The organism is Pseudomonas sp. CC120222-01a, assembly GCF_003097235.1.
Taxonomy (GTDB): Bacteria; Pseudomonadota; Gammaproteobacteria; order Pseudomonadales; family Pseudomonadaceae; genus Aquipseudomonas.
In genome coordinates this window covers 58,786-74,765 of record NZ_QEQQ01000019.1, presented here as the reverse complement: position 1 = coordinate 74,765, position 15,980 = coordinate 58,786, and the positions used below count along the sequence as shown (strand labels likewise).

The window sequence follows — 15,980 nt, the reverse complement described above, 5'->3', positions numbered from 1 at the left end:
GGGCTACTGCGCTAGCCTGTGAATAAAAACGCCCCCTCGGGGGCGTTTTTGCTATCTGTCGTTTTTGTCGTAGAGGCTTTCGAGCATGAACACTGTGCGTGAAACCATCGCCGCCATCGCCACCGCCCAGGGCCGCGGAGGTGTGGGCATCGTCAGGCTGTCCGGGCCACTGGCGAGCCAGGCTGGCCAACTGATCACCGGCCGTACCCTGACCCCACGCCACGCTCATTACGGACCGTTTCGTGACGAGGAGGGTCTGGTACTGGATGAAGGTATCGCGCTGTTCTTCCCAGGCCCAAACTCGTTTACCGGCGAGGATGTGTTGGAGCTGCAGGGCCATGGTGGCCCGGTGGTCCTCGACATGCTGCTGCAGCGCTGTGTACAAGTCGGCTGCCGCCTGGCCCGCCCAGGTGAATTCAGTGAGCGGGCATTCCTCAACGACAAGCTCGACCTGGCCCAGGCCGAAGCCATCGCTGACCTGATCGAGGCGAGCTCCAGCCAGGCTGCGCGTAATGCTTTGCGCTCGCTGCAAGGGGAATTCTCCAAACGTGTTCACAGCCTGACAGAGGCGCTGATTGCCCTGCGTATCTACGTCGAGGCGGCGATCGACTTCCCCGAAGAGGAAATCGACTTCCTCGCCGATGGCCATGTGTTGTCGATGCTAGATGCTGTGCGTGTCGAGTTATCCACCGTGCAGCGCGAGGCCGGGCAGGGCGCCTTGCTGCGTGACGGCATGACGGTGGTCATCGCCGGCCGGCCTAATGCCGGCAAGTCGAGCTTGCTGAACCAGCTGGCGGGGCGCGAGGCGGCCATCGTCACCGACATTGCCGGCACCACCCGGGATATCCTGCGCGAACATATCCACATCGACGGCATGCCCCTGCACGTGGTCGATACTGCCGGCCTGCGGGATACCGACGACCATGTGGAAAAGATCGGCGTGGAACGCGCGCTGAAGGCCATTGGCGAGGCTGATCGAGTGCTGCTGGTAGTCGACTCCACCGCCCCCGAGGCCAGTGACCCGTTCGCCTTGTGGCCTGAGTTTCTCGACCAGCGGCCAGACCCGGGCAAGGTCACGCTGATTCGCAACAAGGCCGATCTCAGCGGTGAGCGGGTAGGCCTGGAACAATGCGACGACGGCCACGTGACCATCACCCTCAGCGCCAAGGGTGACGACCAGGGGCTGCAACTGCTGCGCGATCACCTCAAGGCCTGCATGGGTTATGAACAGACCGCCGAGAGCGGTTTCAGCGCCCGCCGGCGCCACCTCGATGCCTTGCGCCAGGCCAGTTCGCACCTGGAGCATGGTCGCGCACAGCTGACCCTGGCTGGCGCGGGTGAACTGCTGGCCGAGGACTTGCGTCAGGCGCAGCAGGCGCTCGGTGAGATCACCGGTGCGTTCAGTTCCGATGACCTGCTGGGGCGGATCTTCTCCAGTTTCTGCATCGGCAAGTAATCCACAGCTGGCTAAACCAAGGCCGCTCCTCCGGGAGCGGCTTTTTTTTTGCCTGCAATTTATCCACTCGTCGGATCTTTCAAATACCACCCCCAGCCCTGTAGGAGCGGCTTTAGCCGCGAAGAGGCCCATTCAGGCATACGGAAATCCATCCACAGATGCAAAACCCTGTTCAGGAGCCCTGTGGAAAACCCGGCTTCAGCTCCGTTGATAAGCAGGCTTTTTTTCTGAGGACGAATCCGCCTGTGGGTAAACAGCCATTTAATCCACAGGCTAAAAGACGTTATCCATAGCCCTCATGGTGGGTAAGCCACAGGGTTCAATTTCTCTGTACACTATGTATGTATTGGCCTGTAGAACCTTATCCACAGAGAAGCCTGTGCATAAGAATAAACATAAAAACAAAGCTTTTTTAAATTTCTCCTCTTTGATTTCTGTTGTCTGCCATTCATCCACAGACTGGTCAAAATTTGCTCAGACGGTTCCTTTAGAGGGGGTGAAGTCCCTATACTTGTCCGCTTACCTTCTCTATTCGCAAAAACAGGCACGAGGTGCGTGGTGGATTTCCCTTCCCGTTTTGAAGTGATCGTCATCGGCGGCGGCCATGCCGGTACCGAGGCTGCGCTTGCGTCAGCACGCATGGGTGTGAAAACCCTGCTGTTGACCCATAACGTGGAAACCCTCGGTCACATGAGCTGCAACCCCGCCATCGGCGGTATTGGTAAAAGCCATCTGGTCAAAGAGATCGATGCACTCGGCGGCGCCATGGCGCTGGCCACCGACAAGAGCGGCATCCAGTTCCGCATCCTGAACAACCGCAAGGGCCCGGCCGTACGCGCCACCCGTGCGCAGGCTGACCGCGCCATTTACAAGGCAGTGGTCCGCGAGATCCTGGAAAACCAGCCGAACCTGTGGATATTCCAGCAGTCCTGTGATGACCTGATCGTCGAACAGGACCAGGTCAAAGGCGTGGTGACCCAGATGGGCCTGCGCTTCTTCGCCGAATCCGTGGTGCTGACCACCGGCACTTTCCTCGGTGGCCTTATCCACATCGGCCTGCAGAATCATTCCGGTGGTCGCGCCGGTGATCCGCCGTCGATTGCCCTGGCTCACCGCATGCGTGAACTGCCGCTGCGCGTCGGCCGCCTGAAAACCGGTACCCCGCCACGTATCGACGGGCGTTCCGTGGACTTCTCGGTCATGACCGAGCAGCCAGGCGACACGCCGATCCCGGTCATGTCGTTCATGGGCAACGCCGACATGCACCCGCGCCAGGTGAGTTGCTGGATTACCCACACCAACGCCCGCACCCACGAGATCATTGCCTCGAACCTTGACCGTTCGCCGATGTATTCCGGTGTGATCGAAGGTGTCGGCCCGCGCTATTGCCCGTCGATCGAAGACAAGATTCACCGCTTCGCCGACAAGGAAAGCCACCAGGTGTTCATCGAGCCGGAAGGCCTGACCACCCACGAGCTGTATCCCAACGGTATTTCCACTTCGCTGCCGTTCGATGTGCAGCTGGAGCTGGTGCGCTCGATCCGCGGTATGGAAAACGCCCATATCGTCCGCCCGGGCTACGCCATCGAGTACGACTACTTTGACCCGCGTGACCTGAAGTACAGCCTCGAGACCAAAGTTATCGGTGGCCTGTTCTTCGCCGGCCAGATCAACGGCACCACCGGCTACGAAGAAGCCGGCGCCCAGGGCCTGCTGGCCGGGACCAACGCCGCGCTGCGTGCACAAGGCCGCGAAAGCTGGTGCCCGCGTCGCGACGAGGCGTACATCGGCGTACTGGTCGACGACCTGATTACCCTGGGTACCCAGGAGCCGTATCGCATGTTCACTTCGCGCGCCGAATACCGGCTGATCCTGCGCGAAGACAACGCCGACCTGCGCCTGACCGAGAAAGGTCGCGAGCTCGGTCTGATCGACGATGATCGCTGGGCGGCGTTCTGCGCCAAGCGCGACGGCATCGAGCGGGAAGAGCAGCGCCTGAAGTCGACCTGGGTACGCCCGAACACCGAGCAAGGCCAAGCCATTGTGGATAAGTTCGGTACCCCGCTGGCCCACGAGTACAGCCTGCTCAACCTGCTGGCCCGTCCAGAGATCGACTATGCCGGGCTGATCGAAGCGACCGGCGGTGCAGAAATCGATCCACAGGTCGCCGAACAGGTCGAGATCAAGACCAAGTACGCCGGTTACATCGACCGTCAGCAGGACGAGATCGCTCGCCTGCGCGCCAGCGAAGACACCCGCCTGCCTGTGGATATCGACTACACCACGATTTCCGGGCTGTCGAAGGAAATCCAGGGCAAGCTCGGCCAGACCCGTCCGGAGACCCTGGGCCAGGCTTCGCGCATCCCCGGCGTTACCCCGGCGGCGATTTCCCTGTTGCTGATTCATCTGAAAAAACGCGGCGCTGGCCGCGAATTGGAGCAAAGCGCTTGAGTTCCCTGGTCACCCCGCAACACGCCGAAGAGTTGTCCACAGGTGCGCGCCAGCTTGGTGTCGAGCTGAGCGCCGAGCAGCACGAAAAGCTGCTGGGTTACCTGGCCCTGTTGATCAAATGGAACAAAGCCTACAACCTCACTGCCGTGCGCGATCCGGATGAGATGGTTTCCCGCCATCTGCTCGACAGCCTCAGTGTCATGTCGTTTATCCACAGCGAGCGTGACAACTGGCTGGATGTTGGCAGCGGCGGTGGCATGCCCGGCATCCCATTGGCTATCCTGCATCCGCACAAGCAGGTGACGGTGCTGGACGCCAATGGCAAGAAGACGCGTTTCCTGACCCAGGTGAAGATGGAACTGAAACTGGACAACCTCACGGTTATCCACAGCCGGGTCGAAGCCTTCCAGCCGTCGCTACCGTTCAGCGGAATCATCTCCCGCGCCTTCAGCAGCATGGAGAACTTCACCAACTGGACCCGCCATCTGGGCGACACCGGGACGCAATGGCTTGCAATGAAGGGGCTGCATCCTGCCGATGAACTGGTAGCATTGCCCGCAGACTTCACAGTGGAAAGCGAGCAGGCCCTGACCGTTCCAGGTTGCCAGGGCCAGCGCCATCTGCTGATACTGCGCCGCAAGGCTTGATTGGGAACACACGCAACAATGGCTAAGGTATTCGCAATCGCGAACCAGAAAGGTGGTGTCGGCAAGACCACCACCTGTATCAACCTCGCAGCATCGCTGGCCGCGACCAAGCGTCGTGTGCTGCTGATCGACCTCGATCCGCAGGGCAACGCGACCATGGGCAGCGGTGTGGACAAACACGAACTCGAGCATTCGGTCTATGACCTGCTGATCGGGGAATGCGACCTTGCCCAGGCCATGCACTACTCCGAGCATGGCGCCTACCAGCTGCTGCCGGCCAACCGCGACCTGACCGCCGCGGAAGTGGTGCTGCTGGAAATGCAGGTCAAGGAAAGCCGCCTGCGCAACGCGCTGGCGCCGATCCGCGAAAACTACGATTTCATCCTCATCGACTGCCCGCCGTCGCTGTCCATGCTGACGCTCAACGCGCTGGTCGCCTCCGATGGCGTGATCATCCCGATGCAGTGCGAGTACTACGCACTGGAAGGTCTCAGCGACCTTGTGGATAACATCAAGCGCATCGCTGCCCGGTTGAACCCGCAGCTGAAGATCGAAGGCCTGCTGCGGACCATGTACGACCCGCGCCTGAGCCTGAACAACGATGTTTCGGCGCAGCTCAAGGAACACTTCGGCGAGCAACTGTACGACACGGTCATTCCGCGCAACATCCGCCTGGCCGAGGCCCCGAGCTTCGGCATGCCAGCGCTGGCCTACGACAAGCAATCGCGTGGCGCACTGGCCTATCTGGCCCTGGCCGGGGAACTGGTACGCCGTCAACGCCGTCAATCTCGCACTGCACAAACAACTTAAGGAATCCGCATGGCCGTTAAGAAACGGGGTCTCGGACGTGGGTTGGATGCACTGCTCAGTGGTCCTTCCGTCAGCGCGCTCGAAGAGCAGGCTGTGACGATCGACCAGAAAGAACTGCAACACCTGCCCGTCGACCTGATCCAGCGCGGCAAGTACCAGCCGCGCCGCGACATGGACCCCGAGGCACTGGAAGAACTCGCTCACTCGATTCGCAACCATGGGGTGATGCAGCCGATCGTGGTCCGCCCGATCGACGGTAGCCGCTACGAGATCATTGCCGGTGAGCGCCGCTGGCGCGCCACCCAGCAAGCCGGTCTCGACACCATCCCGGCGATGGTCCGCGAAGTGCCGGACGAAGCCGCCATCGCCATGGCGTTGATCGAGAACATCCAGCGCGAGGACCTCAACCCGCTGGAAGAAGCCCTGGCCCTGCAGCGCCTGCAGCAGGAGTTCGAGCTGACCCAGCAACAGGTAGCCGATGCTGTGGGCAAGTCGCGGGTGACCGTGGCCAACCTGCTGCGCCTGATCTCGCTGCCTGAGGCAATCAAGACCATGCTCGCCCACGGCGACCTGGAGATGGGCCATGCACGTGCATTGCTCGGCCTCGAGGAAGATCGTCAGGAAGAGGGGGCGCGTCATGTTGTCGCACGTGGCCTCACTGTGCGCCAAACCGAGGCACTGGTCCGTCAGTGGCTCAACGGCAAGCCTGAGCCGGTCGAACCGAGCAAACCTGATCCGGACATCGCGCGCCTTGAACAGCGGCTCGCAGAGCGCCTGGGCTCTGCCGTGCAGATACGCCACGGCAACAAGGGCAAAGGCCAATTGGTTATTCGCTACAACTCGCTTGAAGAGTTGCAAGGCGTGCTTGCTCACATCCGCTGAAACAATTCCCGTTGTAGCGCGCAGTCGGAAATCACTACCGAAGAGTTGAATAGGGGTTAATCCACCCCTATACTCTGCGCGCATTTTGTCGGCACAAATTATGCCAAGTCATAGCTGACTTGTTGGTCGACTTCCGAGGAGCAGTTGTGATGGAAATCCGCACGCCAAACCGCCTGCCTTTCCATCGCTGGGCGGTTTTTCCGGTACTGCTGGCTCAATTCGTCGTACTACTGCTGGCAACTTTGGTGTTGTGGCAGTGGAAAGGGGCGGTCAGTGGATATTCAGGCCTTTGCGGAGGTTTGATTGCCTGGCTGCCCAATGTGTATTTCGCCTGGAAGGCTTTTCGCTTCAGCGGAGCTCGGGCGGCACAAGCTATCGTCAAGTCGTTTTACGCTGGCGAGGCAGGCAAGATGATTTTGACGGCAGTGCTCTTTGCACTGACCTTCGCAGGAGTGAAGCCACTGGCGCCGTTAGCAGTATTCGGCGTCTTCGTGTTGACCCTTTTGGTCAGCTGGTTCGCGCCCCTGCTGATGAATAAAAGACTTTCGAGACCTTAGGGCGTTTGAGGCAACCATGGCAGCAGAAACCGCTTCGGGCTATATCCAGCACCACTTGCAGAACCTGACCTACGGTCAATTACCAGACGGCAGCTGGGGCTTTGCCCATTCGGCTGCAGAAGCCAAGGCAATGGGCTTCTGGGCGTTCCACGTGGACACCCTGGGTTGGTCCGTCGCGCTGGGTCTGATCTTCCTGTTCATCTTCCGCATGGCGGCCAAGAAGGCGACTTCCGGCCAACCAGGCGGCCTGCAGAACTTCGTTGAAGTGATGGTCGATTTCGTCCATGGCAGCGTGAAGGACTCCTTCCACGGCCGCAGCCCGGTCATTGCTCCGCTGGCGCTGACCATCTTCGTCTGGGTATTCCTGATGAACGCCATCGACCTGGTACCGGTCGACTGGATTCCTCAACTGGCCATGAAGATCTCCGGTGATCCGCACATTCCGTTCCGTGCCGTGTCGACCACCGACCCGAACGCGACCCTGGCCATGGCCTTCTGCGTGTTCGCCCTGATCATCTTCTACAGCATCAAGGTCAAGGGCCTGGGCGGCTTCATCGGTGAGCTCACCCTGCACCCGTTCGGCAGCAAGAACATCTTCGTTCAGATCCTGCTGATCCCGGTGAACTTCCTGTTGGAATTCGTCACCCTGATCGCCAAGCCGATCTCGCTGGCACTGCGTCTTTTCGGCAACATGTACGCCGGCGAGCTGGTGTTCATCCTGATCGCCGTGATGTTCGGCGCCGGCATCCTCTGGCTGAGCGGCCTGGGTATCGTGCTGCAGTGGGCGTGGGCTGTGTTCCACATCCTGATCATCACGCTGCAAGCTTTCATCTTCATGATGCTGACCATCGTCTACCTGTCGATGGCTCATGAAGATAACCATTAAGACCGCCTGGCGTGTCTTGTAGCCTTCCCCGCTCGTTTGGGGGGAGGGCTTTAAAAGTCCGCAAGGGCAGCTGTACCAAACGATTTGTTTTACCGCTTCAACTTAAAAACCTAACCAATACGACGTAAAAGTCGGGAGGAAAGATGGAAACTGTAGTTGGTCTGACCGCTATCGCTGTTGCTCTGCTGATCGGCCTGGGTGCTCTGGGTACCGCCATTGGTTTCGGCCTGCTGGGCGGCAAATTCCTGGAAGGCGCTGCTCGTCAACCAGAAATGGTTCCGATGCTGCAGGTGAAAATGTTCATCGTTGCCGGTCTGCTCGACGCCGTAACCATGATCGGTGTTGGTATCGCTCTGTTCTTCACCTTCGCGAATCCGTTCGTTGGTCAGATCGCCGGCTAATCACTCGTAACCACGAGTTGATGGCTGTGATGAATTAAGACCGAGCGAGGTGTTGGCGTGAACATTAATGCAACCCTGATTGGCCAATCCGTTGCCTTCCTGATTTTTGTACTCTTCTGCATGAAGTACGTATGGCCTCCGGTCATCACTGCTCTGCAAGAGCGTCAAAAGAAGATTGCCGACGGCTTGGACGCTGCCAACCGCGCAGCTCGCGACCTGGAGCTGGCCCAAGAGAAAGTGGGTCAGCAACTGCGTGAAGCTAAAGCACAGGCAGCCGAAATCATTGAGCAAAGCAAGAAACGCGCTGCTCAGCTTGTCGAGGAAGCCCGTGACCAGGCCCGCGTCGAAGCTGACCGTGTGAAGGCTCAGGCTCTGGCCGAGATCGAACAGGAACTGAACAGCGCTAAAGACGCCCTGCGTGCCCAAGTGGGTGCCCTGGCTGTTGGCGGTGCTGAAAAGATCCTTGGCGCCACAATCGATCAAAACGCGCATGCGGAGCTGGTTAACAAACTGGCCGCTGAAATTTAAGCGAGGGCGATCATGGCAGAACTGACCACGTTGGCCCGACCTTACGCTAAGGCTGCCTTTGAGCATGCCCAGGCCCATCAGCAACTGGCCAATTGGTCAGCCATGCTCGGCCTGGCTGCTGCGGTGTCGCAAGACGACACCATGCAGCGCCTGCTCAAGGCCCCGCGACTGACGAGCGCAGAAAAGGCCGCCACGTTCATTGACGTGTGCGGTGACAAGTTCAATGCACAGGCACAGAATTTCATTCATGTTGCCGCGGAAAACGACCGTCTCCTGCTTCTGCCGGAGATTGCCGCCCTGTTCGACCTGTACAAGGCCGAGCAAGAGAAATCCGTGGACGTGGAAGTCACCAGTGCCTTCGCGTTGAACCAAGAACAGCAAGACAAACTCGCCAAGGTTCTCAGTGCACGGCTAGGCCAGGAAGTTCGCCTGCACGCGTCGGAGGATGCCAGCCTGATTGGCGGCGTCGTCATCCGCGCTGGTGACCTGGTAATCGATGGCTCTGTTCGCGGCAAGATCGCGAAACTGGCCGAAGCATTGAAATCTTGAGTTTGAAGGGGCAGCAGAGCAATGCAGCAACTCAATCCTTCCGAAATTAGTGAAATCATCAAGGGCCGCATCGACAACCTCGATGTGAGCTCCCAAGCCCGTAACGAAGGTACCGTTGTTTCGGTATCCGACGGTATCGTGCGGATCCACGGTCTGGCCGACGTCATGTACGGCGAAATGATCGAGTTCCCTGGCAGCGTATTCGGCATGGCCCTGAACCTGGAGCAAGACTCCGTAGGTGCAGTGATCCTGGGTGCCTATGACACCCTCGCCGAAGGCATGAGCGCCAAGTGCACCGGCCGCATCCTGGAAGTTCCGGTTGGTAAGGAACTGCTGGGTCGCGTCGTTGACGCACTGGGCAACCCGATCGACGGCAAAGGTCCTCTGGGCAACACCCAGACCGACGCGGTCGAGAAAGTCGCTCCAGGCGTGATCTGGCGTAAGTCGGTAGACCAGCCTGTACAGACTGGCTACAAGTCCGTCGACGCCATGATCCCTGTCGGCCGTGGCCAGCGCGAGCTGATCATCGGTGACCGTCAGATCGGCAAGACCGCCATGGCCATCGACGCCATCATCAACCAGAAAGACTCCGGTATTTTCTGTGTTTATGTTGCTGTCGGCCAAAAGCGTTCCACCGTTGCCAACATCGTTCGCAAGCTGGAAGAAACCGGCGCCCTGGCCAACACCATCGTGGTCGTTGCCAGTGCTTCGGAATCCGCCGCACTGCAGTTCCTGGCGCCATACGCCGGCTGCACCATGGGCGAGTTCTTCCGTGACCGCGGTGAAGACGCCCTGATCGTTTACGATGACCTGTCCAAGCAGGCTGTTGCCTACCGTCAGATCTCCCTGCTGCTGCGCCGTCCACCAGGACGTGAAGCGTACCCAGGCGACGTGTTCTACCTCCACTCCCGTCTCCTGGAGCGTGCATCGCGCGTTTCGGAAGAGTACGTCGAGAAGTTCACCAACGGCGCAGTCACTGGCAAGACCGGTTCCCTGACCGCCCTGCCGATCATCGAAACCCAGGCTGGCGACGTTTCCGCGTTCGTTCCGACCAACGTGATTTCCATCACCGACGGTCAGATCTTCCTGGAATCGGCCATGTTCAACTCGGGCATCCGCCCTGCAGTGAACGCCGGTGTTTCGGTATCCCGCGTAGGTGGTGCCGCTCAGACCAAGATCATCAAGAAGCTGTCCGGTGGTATTCGTACCGCTCTGGCTCAGTACCGTGAACTGGCTGCATTCGCCCAGTTCGCTTCCGATCTGGACGAAGCGACCCGCAAGCAGCTGGAGCATGGTCAGCGCGTAACCGAGCTGATGAAGCAGAAGCAGTACGCGCCTATGTCCATCGCGGACATGGCCCTGTCGCTGTACGCCGCTGAGCGTGGTTTCCTGACTGACGTAGAAGTCTCCAAGATCGGCAGCTTCGAGCAAGCACTGATCGCCTTCTTCAACCGTGATCACGCCGAACTGATGGCGAAGATCAACGTGAAGGGTGACTTCAACGACGAAATCGACGCTGGCCTGAAAGCCGGTATCGAGAAGTTCAAGGCCACCCAGACCTGGTAAGCCGCAGCGGGGGCCCAGGCCCCCGCTTGCTAACCTGATAGGTGATACATGGCAGGCGCAAAAGAGATTCGCAGTAAGATTGCGAGCATCAAAAGCACGCAAAAAATTACCAGCGCCATGGAGAAAGTGGCGGTCAGCAAGATGCGCAAAGCACAAATGCGCATGGCTGCTAGCCGTCCTTACGCGGAGCGTATCCGCCAGGTGATCGGTCATCTGGCCAACGCCAACCCGGAATACCGCCACCCGTTCATGATCGAGCGCCCTGTAAAGCGCGCCGGTTATATCGTGGTGAGCAGTGACCGTGGTCTGTGCGGTGGCTTGAACACCAACCTGTTCAAGGCCCTGGTCAAGGACATGAACGAAAACCGCGAACAGGGCGTTGAAATCGACCTGTGCGTGATCGGCAGCAAGGGTGCGACTTTCTTCCGCATCTTTGGCGGCAACGTCGTAGCCGCGATCAGCCACCTGGGCGAAGAGCCATCGATCAACGATCTGATCGGCTCCGTCAAAGTGATGCTGGACGCCTACCTGGACGGCCGTATCGATCGCCTCTCGGTGGTTTCGAACAAGTTCATCAACACCATGACCCAAAAACCGACGGTCGAGCAATTGGTACCGTTGGTGGCAACCCCGGATCAGGATCTCAAGCATCACTGGGATTACCTGTACGAACCCGACGCAAAAGAGCTGCTGGACGGCTTGATGGTGCGTTACGTGGAGTCGCAGGTATACCAGGCGGTGGTCGAGAACAACGCTGCTGAACAAGCAGCCCGGATGATCGCCATGAAGAACGCCACAGACAACGCCGGTGATTTGATCAAAGAGCTGCAATTGATCTACAACAAGGCGCGTCAGGCTGCGATCACCCAGGAGATCTCGGAAATCGTCGGCGGCGCTGCCGCGGTTTAACGGTTCAAAAATTCAGAGGATCCAGCTATGAGTAGCGGACGTATCGTTCAAATCATCGGCGCCGTCATCGACGTGGAATTCCCACGTGACGTCGTACCGAGTGTTTACAACGCGCTGAAAGTACAAGGCGCGGAAACCACCCTCGAAGTTCAGCAGCAGCTGGGCGACGGCGTGGTTCGTACCATTGCGATGGGCTCGACCGAAGGCCTGAAGCGCGGTCTGGATGTCGTCGACACTGGCGCTGCCATTTCCGTTCCAGTTGGTAAGGCCACCCTGGGCCGTATCATGGACGTACTGGGCAACCCAATCGACGAAGCCGGCCCGATCGGCGAAGAAGAGCGTCGCGGTATCCACCAGCCAGCGCCTTCGTTCGCTGACCAGGCAGGCGGCAACGACCTGCTGGAAACCGGCATCAAGGTTATCGACCTGGTTTGCCCGTTCGCCAAGGGTGGTAAGGTTGGTCTGTTCGGTGGTGCCGGTGTCGGCAAGACCGTAAACATGATGGAACTGATCCGTAACATCGCCATGGAACACAGCGGTTACTCCGTGTTCGCTGGTGTGGGTGAGCGTACTCGTGAGGGTAACGACTTCTACCACGAGATGAAGGACTCCAACGTTCTCGACAAGGTAGCGCTGGTCTACGGTCAGATGAACGAGCCACCAGGAAACCGTCTGCGCGTAGCGCTGACCGGCCTGACCATGGCTGAGAAGTTCCGTGACGAAGGTAACGACGTTCTGCTGTTCGTCGACAACATCTATCGTTACACCCTGGCCGGTACCGAAGTATCCGCACTGCTGGGCCGTATGCCTTCGGCAGTAGGTTACCAGCCGACCCTGGCCGAAGAGATGGGCGTTCTGCAAGAGCGTATCACTTCGACCAAAGAAGGTTCGATCACCTCCGTACAGGCCGTATACGTACCTGCGGACGACCTGACCGACCCGTCGCCAGCGACCACCTTCGCCCACCTGGACGCCACCGTCGTTCTGTCCCGTGACATCGCCTCCCTGGGTATCTACCCAGCGGTCGACCCACTGGACTCGACTTCGCGCCAGCTGGACCCGAACGTGATCGGCAACGAACACTACGACACCGCTCGTGGCGTTCAGTATGTTCTGCAGCGCTACAAAGAGCTGAAGGACATCATCGCGATCCTGGGTATGGACGAACTGTCCGAAAGCGACAAGCAACTGGTAGCCCGCGCTCGTAAGATCCAGCGCTTCCTGTCGCAGCCGTTCTTCGTGGCCGAAGTCTTCACCGGTTCGCCAGGCAAGTACGTTTCCCTGAAAGACACCATCGCTGGCTTCAGCGGCATCCTCAAAGGTGACTACGACCACCTGCCAGAACAAGCGTTCTACATGGTCGGCAGCATCGACGAAGCGATCGAGAAAGCCAAGAAACTGTAATCCCGGCGCCCCGCAAGGGGCGCTAATCAGGTTGAGGCAAGCAGATGGCTATGACAGTCCATTGCGATATCGTCAGCGCGGAAGGAGAGATCTTCTCCGGCCTGGTCGAGATGGTAGTAGCGCACGGCAACCTGGGCGATCTTGGTATCGCTCCAGGCCACGCCCCGCTGATCACCAATCTCAAGCCTGGTCCGATCACGCTGACCAAGCAAGGTGGCGATCGTGAGGTGTTCTACATCTCCGGTGGCTTCCTCGAAGTGCAGCCGAACATGGTCAAGGTTCTTGCCGACACCGTGCAGCGCGCTGCCGACCTGGACGAAGCTCAGGCTCAGGAAGCCCTCAAGGCTGCTGAGAATGCCCTGAACGCGAAAAGCTCGGACTTCGACTACGGTGCTGCTGCCGCACGTCTGGCCGAGGCTGCAGCTCAGCTGCGTACCGTCCAGCAATTGCGCAAGGGCAAGTAATCCGGTTCAGGCCGCATACTTCCGTTGTGATTGAGTTAAAGGGTAGCCTCGGCTACCCTTTTTCTTTTTCTGAATTCCCCGCTTCGGTCATCCCTGACCGCCCAGGATTGGTAGCCAGTCAATGTCCCTCGATATCGTCATTCTCGCCGCCGGCCAAGGTACCCGCATGCGCTCCGCGCTGCCCAAGGTACTGCACCCGGTAGCCGGTAATTCCATGCTTGGCCACGTTATCCACAGCGCGCGCCAGCTTCAGCCCCAAGGCATCCACGTGGTCATCGGCCACGGTGCGGAGCTGGTGCGTGAGCGTTTGGCCGCCGACGACCTGAACTTCGTCATGCAGGACAAGCAGCTGGGTACCGGCCATGCCGTTGCGCAGGCATTGCCGGCGATCACCGCCGACACGGTGCTGGTGCTTTATGGCGATGTGCCGCTGATCGAAGTGGAAACCCTGCAGCGCCTGTTGGCCAAGGTCAGCGACAAGCAGCTGGGCCTGCTCACCGTGACCCTGCAGGACCCGACCGGCTATGGCCGCATCGTGCGTGATGCCCAAGGCCAGGTGACCGCCATCGTCGAGCACAAGGACGCCAGCGAAGCGCAGAAGGCGATCAAGGAAGGCAACACCGGCATCCTGGCCATGCCGGCCGCGCGCCTGGCCGACTGGATGGGCCGCCTGTCGAACAACAATGCCCAGGGTGAGTACTACCTCACTGACGTCATCGCCATGGCGGTGGCCGACGGGCTGGTGGTCGCTACCGAACAGCCACACGACCCGATGGAAGTGCAGGGCGCCAATGACCGTCGCCAGCTCTCGGAACTCGAGCGCCATTACCAGCTGCGTGAAGGCCGCCGCCTGATGGCCCAGGGTGTCACGTTGCGTGACCCTGCGCGTTTCGATGTACGTGGCGAAGTGACCGTGGGTCGCGACGTGCTGATCGACATCAACGTGATCCTGGAAGGCAAGGTGGTCATCGAGGACGACGTGCAGATCGGCCCGAACTGTGTGATCAAGGACAGCACCCTGCGCAAGGGCGCAATCATCAAGGCCAACACGCACCTCGACGGCGCGGTGATGGGCGAGGGCAGCGATGCCGGCCCGTTCGCCCGCCTGCGCCCGGGCAGCGTGCTGGAAGCCAAGGCCCATGTGGGTAACTTCGTCGAACTGAAAAACGCCCACCTGGGTGAAGGCGCCAAGGCCGGTCACCTGACTTACCTGGGCGACGCCGAGATCGGCGCACGTACCAACATCGGCGCCGGCACCATCACCTGTAACTACGATGGTGCGAACAAGTTCAAGACCGTGATGGGTGAGGACGTGTTCATCGGTTCCAATAACTCGTTGGTGGCGCCTGTGGAAATAAAGGCCGGTGCGACCACGGCCGCCGGTTCGACCATCACCCAGGCCGTCGAAGCCGGTGACCTTGCCGTGGCGCGTGCGCGCCAGCGCAATATCTCGGGCTGGAAGCGGCCGGAGAAGATCAAGAAAAGCTGAGTTATACACAGCCGTTTGTCTCGAAAGCCGACTTATGTGAATAAGTCGGCTTTTTTTATGCTTGCACAAAACTCCTGTGGGAGCGGGCATGCCCGCTCCCACAGGGATGTTTGTTGTCAGGAAAACTTATCCACATCTTGACGAAACACTCATCTTAGGTTTTGATTGCAACCATTATCTTTCGAATCGAAACTTAACCAGCCATGTCGAAACGAAACACCCCTCAGCGCCGCCACAACATCCTGGCCCTGCTCAGCGAGCAAGGCGAGGTGAGCGTCGACGCCTTGGCCAAGCGTTTCGAAACCTCGGAAGTGACCATTCGCAAGGACCTTGCCGCGCTGGAGGCCAATGGCTTGCTATTGCGCCGCTACGGCGGTGCGGTGCCGGTACCGCAAGAGATGCTCAGTGAACCCGCGCAACCCATCTCTGCCTACAAGAAGGCTATCGCCCGCGCAGCGGTCGGGCGTATCCGCGAGCACGCGCGGATCATCATCGACAGCGGCAGCACCACCGCCGCCATGATCCCGGAACTGGGCCGCCAGCCTGGTCTGGTGGTGATGACCAACTCATTGAATGTGGCCCGCGCCATCAGCGAAGTCGAGCACGAACCGGTGTTGCTGATGACCGGTGGCACCTGGGACCCGCATTCGGAGTCGTTCCAGGGCCAGGTCGCCGAGCAGGTACTACGCTCTTACGATTTTGACCAGTTGTTCATCGGTGCCGACGGCATCGACTTGCAGCGCGGCACCACCACCTTCAATGAGCTGCTTGGCCTGAGCCGAGTGATGGCCGAGGTGGCCCGTGAAGTGATCGTGATGGTGGAGTCCGACAAGGTCGGGCGCAAGATCCCCAATCTCGAGCTGCCCTGGGGCAGCGTGCACACCCTTATTACAGACGAACGCCTGCCCGCAGCGGCACGCGAACAGATTCAAGCCCGCGGCATCAACCTGATCTGCGCCGCGATCAGCCAGGAGCAATAAC

General features: G+C 59.6%; 16 protein-coding genes. All 16 read left to right on the top strand.

Annotated elements, in window-relative coordinates:
• Positions 1-85 precede the first annotated feature (85 nt).
• Positions 86-1,456, top strand: a complete 1,371-nt coding sequence (gene mnmE, locus N430_RS21805; RefSeq protein ID WP_110638904.1) for a tRNA uridine-5-carboxymethylaminomethyl(34) synthesis GTPase MnmE — start codon at positions 86-88, stop codon at positions 1,454-1,456.
• A gap of 558 nt (positions 1,457-2,014) precedes the next feature.
• Positions 2,015-3,907 carry a tRNA uridine-5-carboxymethylaminomethyl(34) synthesis enzyme MnmG gene (mnmG, locus tag N430_RS21800; protein WP_110638903.1) on the top strand — a complete coding sequence of 631 codons (1,893 nt, stop codon included), beginning with the start codon at positions 2,015-2,017 and terminating at the stop codon, positions 3,905-3,907.
• Positions 3,904-4,554, top strand: a complete 651-nt coding sequence (rsmG, locus tag N430_RS21795) for a 16S rRNA (guanine(527)-N(7))-methyltransferase RsmG (protein ID WP_110638902.1) — start codon at positions 3,904-3,906, stop codon at positions 4,552-4,554. Before mnmG ends, rsmG begins: the two co-directional genes overlap by 4 nt.
• 18 nt (positions 4,555-4,572) lie before the next feature.
• Positions 4,573-5,364 carry a ParA family protein gene (locus N430_RS21790; protein ID WP_060507762.1) on the top strand — a complete coding sequence of 264 codons (792 nt, stop codon included), beginning with the start codon at positions 4,573-4,575 and terminating at the stop codon, positions 5,362-5,364.
• A 9-nt stretch (positions 5,365-5,373) separates the two neighbouring features.
• On the top strand, positions 5,374-6,246 hold the full coding sequence (locus N430_RS21785; RefSeq protein ID WP_110638901.1) for a ParB/RepB/Spo0J family partition protein: 873 nt from the start codon (positions 5,374-5,376) through the stop codon (positions 6,244-6,246).
• Positions 6,247-6,395: 149 nt separating this feature from the next.
• Complete coding sequence (locus N430_RS21780) at positions 6,396-6,803, top strand: F0F1 ATP synthase subunit I (RefSeq protein ID WP_008092225.1); 408 nt, start codon at positions 6,396-6,398, stop codon at positions 6,801-6,803.
• A gap of 16 nt (positions 6,804-6,819) precedes the next feature.
• Positions 6,820-7,689, top strand: coding sequence for a F0F1 ATP synthase subunit A (gene atpB / locus N430_RS21775; protein WP_110638900.1), 870 nt, complete (start codon positions 6,820-6,822; stop codon positions 7,687-7,689).
• Between the two features lie 143 nt (positions 7,690-7,832).
• Positions 7,833-8,090 (top strand): F0F1 ATP synthase subunit C, encoded by a 258-nt coding sequence (atpE, locus tag N430_RS21770; protein ID WP_003097235.1) that lies wholly within the window; start codon positions 7,833-7,835, stop codon positions 8,088-8,090.
• Positions 8,091-8,147: 57 nt separating this feature from the next.
• Positions 8,148-8,618: a F0F1 ATP synthase subunit B gene (locus tag N430_RS21765; RefSeq protein ID WP_027917106.1), complete on the top strand. Its 471-nt coding sequence runs from the start codon at positions 8,148-8,150 to the stop codon at positions 8,616-8,618.
• A gap of 12 nt (positions 8,619-8,630) precedes the next feature.
• Complete coding sequence (locus N430_RS21760) at positions 8,631-9,167, top strand: F0F1 ATP synthase subunit delta (protein ID WP_003253191.1); 537 nt, start codon at positions 8,631-8,633, stop codon at positions 9,165-9,167.
• A 21-nt stretch (positions 9,168-9,188) separates the two neighbouring features.
• Positions 9,189-10,733: a F0F1 ATP synthase subunit alpha gene (gene atpA, locus N430_RS21755; RefSeq protein ID WP_110638899.1), complete on the top strand. Its 1,545-nt coding sequence runs from the start codon at positions 9,189-9,191 to the stop codon at positions 10,731-10,733.
• 48 nt (positions 10,734-10,781) lie between these two features.
• Positions 10,782-11,642 (top strand): F0F1 ATP synthase subunit gamma, encoded by an 861-nt coding sequence (gene atpG / locus N430_RS21750; RefSeq protein WP_013974905.1) that lies wholly within the window; start codon positions 10,782-10,784, stop codon positions 11,640-11,642.
• Positions 11,643-11,669: 27 nt separating this feature from the next.
• A complete protein-coding gene (atpD, locus tag N430_RS21745) occupies positions 11,670-13,046 on the top strand; it encodes a F0F1 ATP synthase subunit beta (protein ID WP_008092236.1) in 1,377 nt (458 codons plus the stop codon).
• 44 nt (positions 13,047-13,090) lie between these two features.
• A complete protein-coding gene (locus tag N430_RS21740; RefSeq protein WP_011536500.1) occupies positions 13,091-13,510 on the top strand; it encodes a F0F1 ATP synthase subunit epsilon in 420 nt (139 codons plus the stop codon).
• A 121-nt stretch (positions 13,511-13,631) separates the two neighbouring features.
• Entirely contained in the window at positions 13,632-14,999 is a 1,368-nt protein-coding gene (gene glmU, locus N430_RS21735) for a bifunctional UDP-N-acetylglucosamine diphosphorylase/glucosamine-1-phosphate N-acetyltransferase GlmU (protein ID WP_110638898.1), read from the top strand.
• Between the two features lie 203 nt (positions 15,000-15,202).
• Complete coding sequence (locus N430_RS21730) at positions 15,203-15,979, top strand: DeoR/GlpR family DNA-binding transcription regulator (RefSeq protein ID WP_110638897.1); 777 nt, start codon at positions 15,203-15,205, stop codon at positions 15,977-15,979.
• Position 15,980: the final 1 nt, after the last annotated feature.

Bases quoted from the DNA above. Each gene is read 5' to 3' on its own strand.
- mnmE (WP_110638904.1), top strand. From the start codon at position 86: ATGAACACTGTGCGTGAAACCATCGCCGCCATCGCCACCGCCCAGGGC.
- N430_RS21790 (WP_060507762.1), top strand. From the start codon at position 4,573: ATGGCTAAGGTATTCGCAATCGCGAACCAGAAAGGTGGTGTCGGCAAG.
- N430_RS21785 (WP_110638901.1), top strand. From the start codon at position 5,374: ATGGCCGTTAAGAAACGGGGTCTCGGACGTGGGTTGGATGCACTGCTC.
- N430_RS21780 (WP_008092225.1), top strand. From the start codon at position 6,396: ATGGAAATCCGCACGCCAAACCGCCTGCCTTTCCATCGCTGGGCGGTT.
- atpB (WP_110638900.1), top strand. From the start codon at position 6,820: ATGGCAGCAGAAACCGCTTCGGGCTATATCCAGCACCACTTGCAGAAC.
- atpE (WP_003097235.1), top strand. From the start codon at position 7,833: ATGGAAACTGTAGTTGGTCTGACCGCTATCGCTGTTGCTCTGCTGATC.
- N430_RS21760 (WP_003253191.1), top strand. From the start codon at position 8,631: ATGGCAGAACTGACCACGTTGGCCCGACCTTACGCTAAGGCTGCCTTT.
- atpA (WP_110638899.1), top strand. From the start codon at position 9,189: ATGCAGCAACTCAATCCTTCCGAAATTAGTGAAATCATCAAGGGCCGC.
- atpG (WP_013974905.1), top strand. From the start codon at position 10,782: ATGGCAGGCGCAAAAGAGATTCGCAGTAAGATTGCGAGCATCAAAAGC.
- atpD (WP_008092236.1), top strand. From the start codon at position 11,670: ATGAGTAGCGGACGTATCGTTCAAATCATCGGCGCCGTCATCGACGTG.
- N430_RS21740 (WP_011536500.1), top strand. From the start codon at position 13,091: ATGGCTATGACAGTCCATTGCGATATCGTCAGCGCGGAAGGAGAGATC.
- glmU (WP_110638898.1), top strand. From the start codon at position 13,632: ATGTCCCTCGATATCGTCATTCTCGCCGCCGGCCAAGGTACCCGCATG.
- N430_RS21730 (WP_110638897.1), top strand. From the start codon at position 15,203: ATGTCGAAACGAAACACCCCTCAGCGCCGCCACAACATCCTGGCCCTG.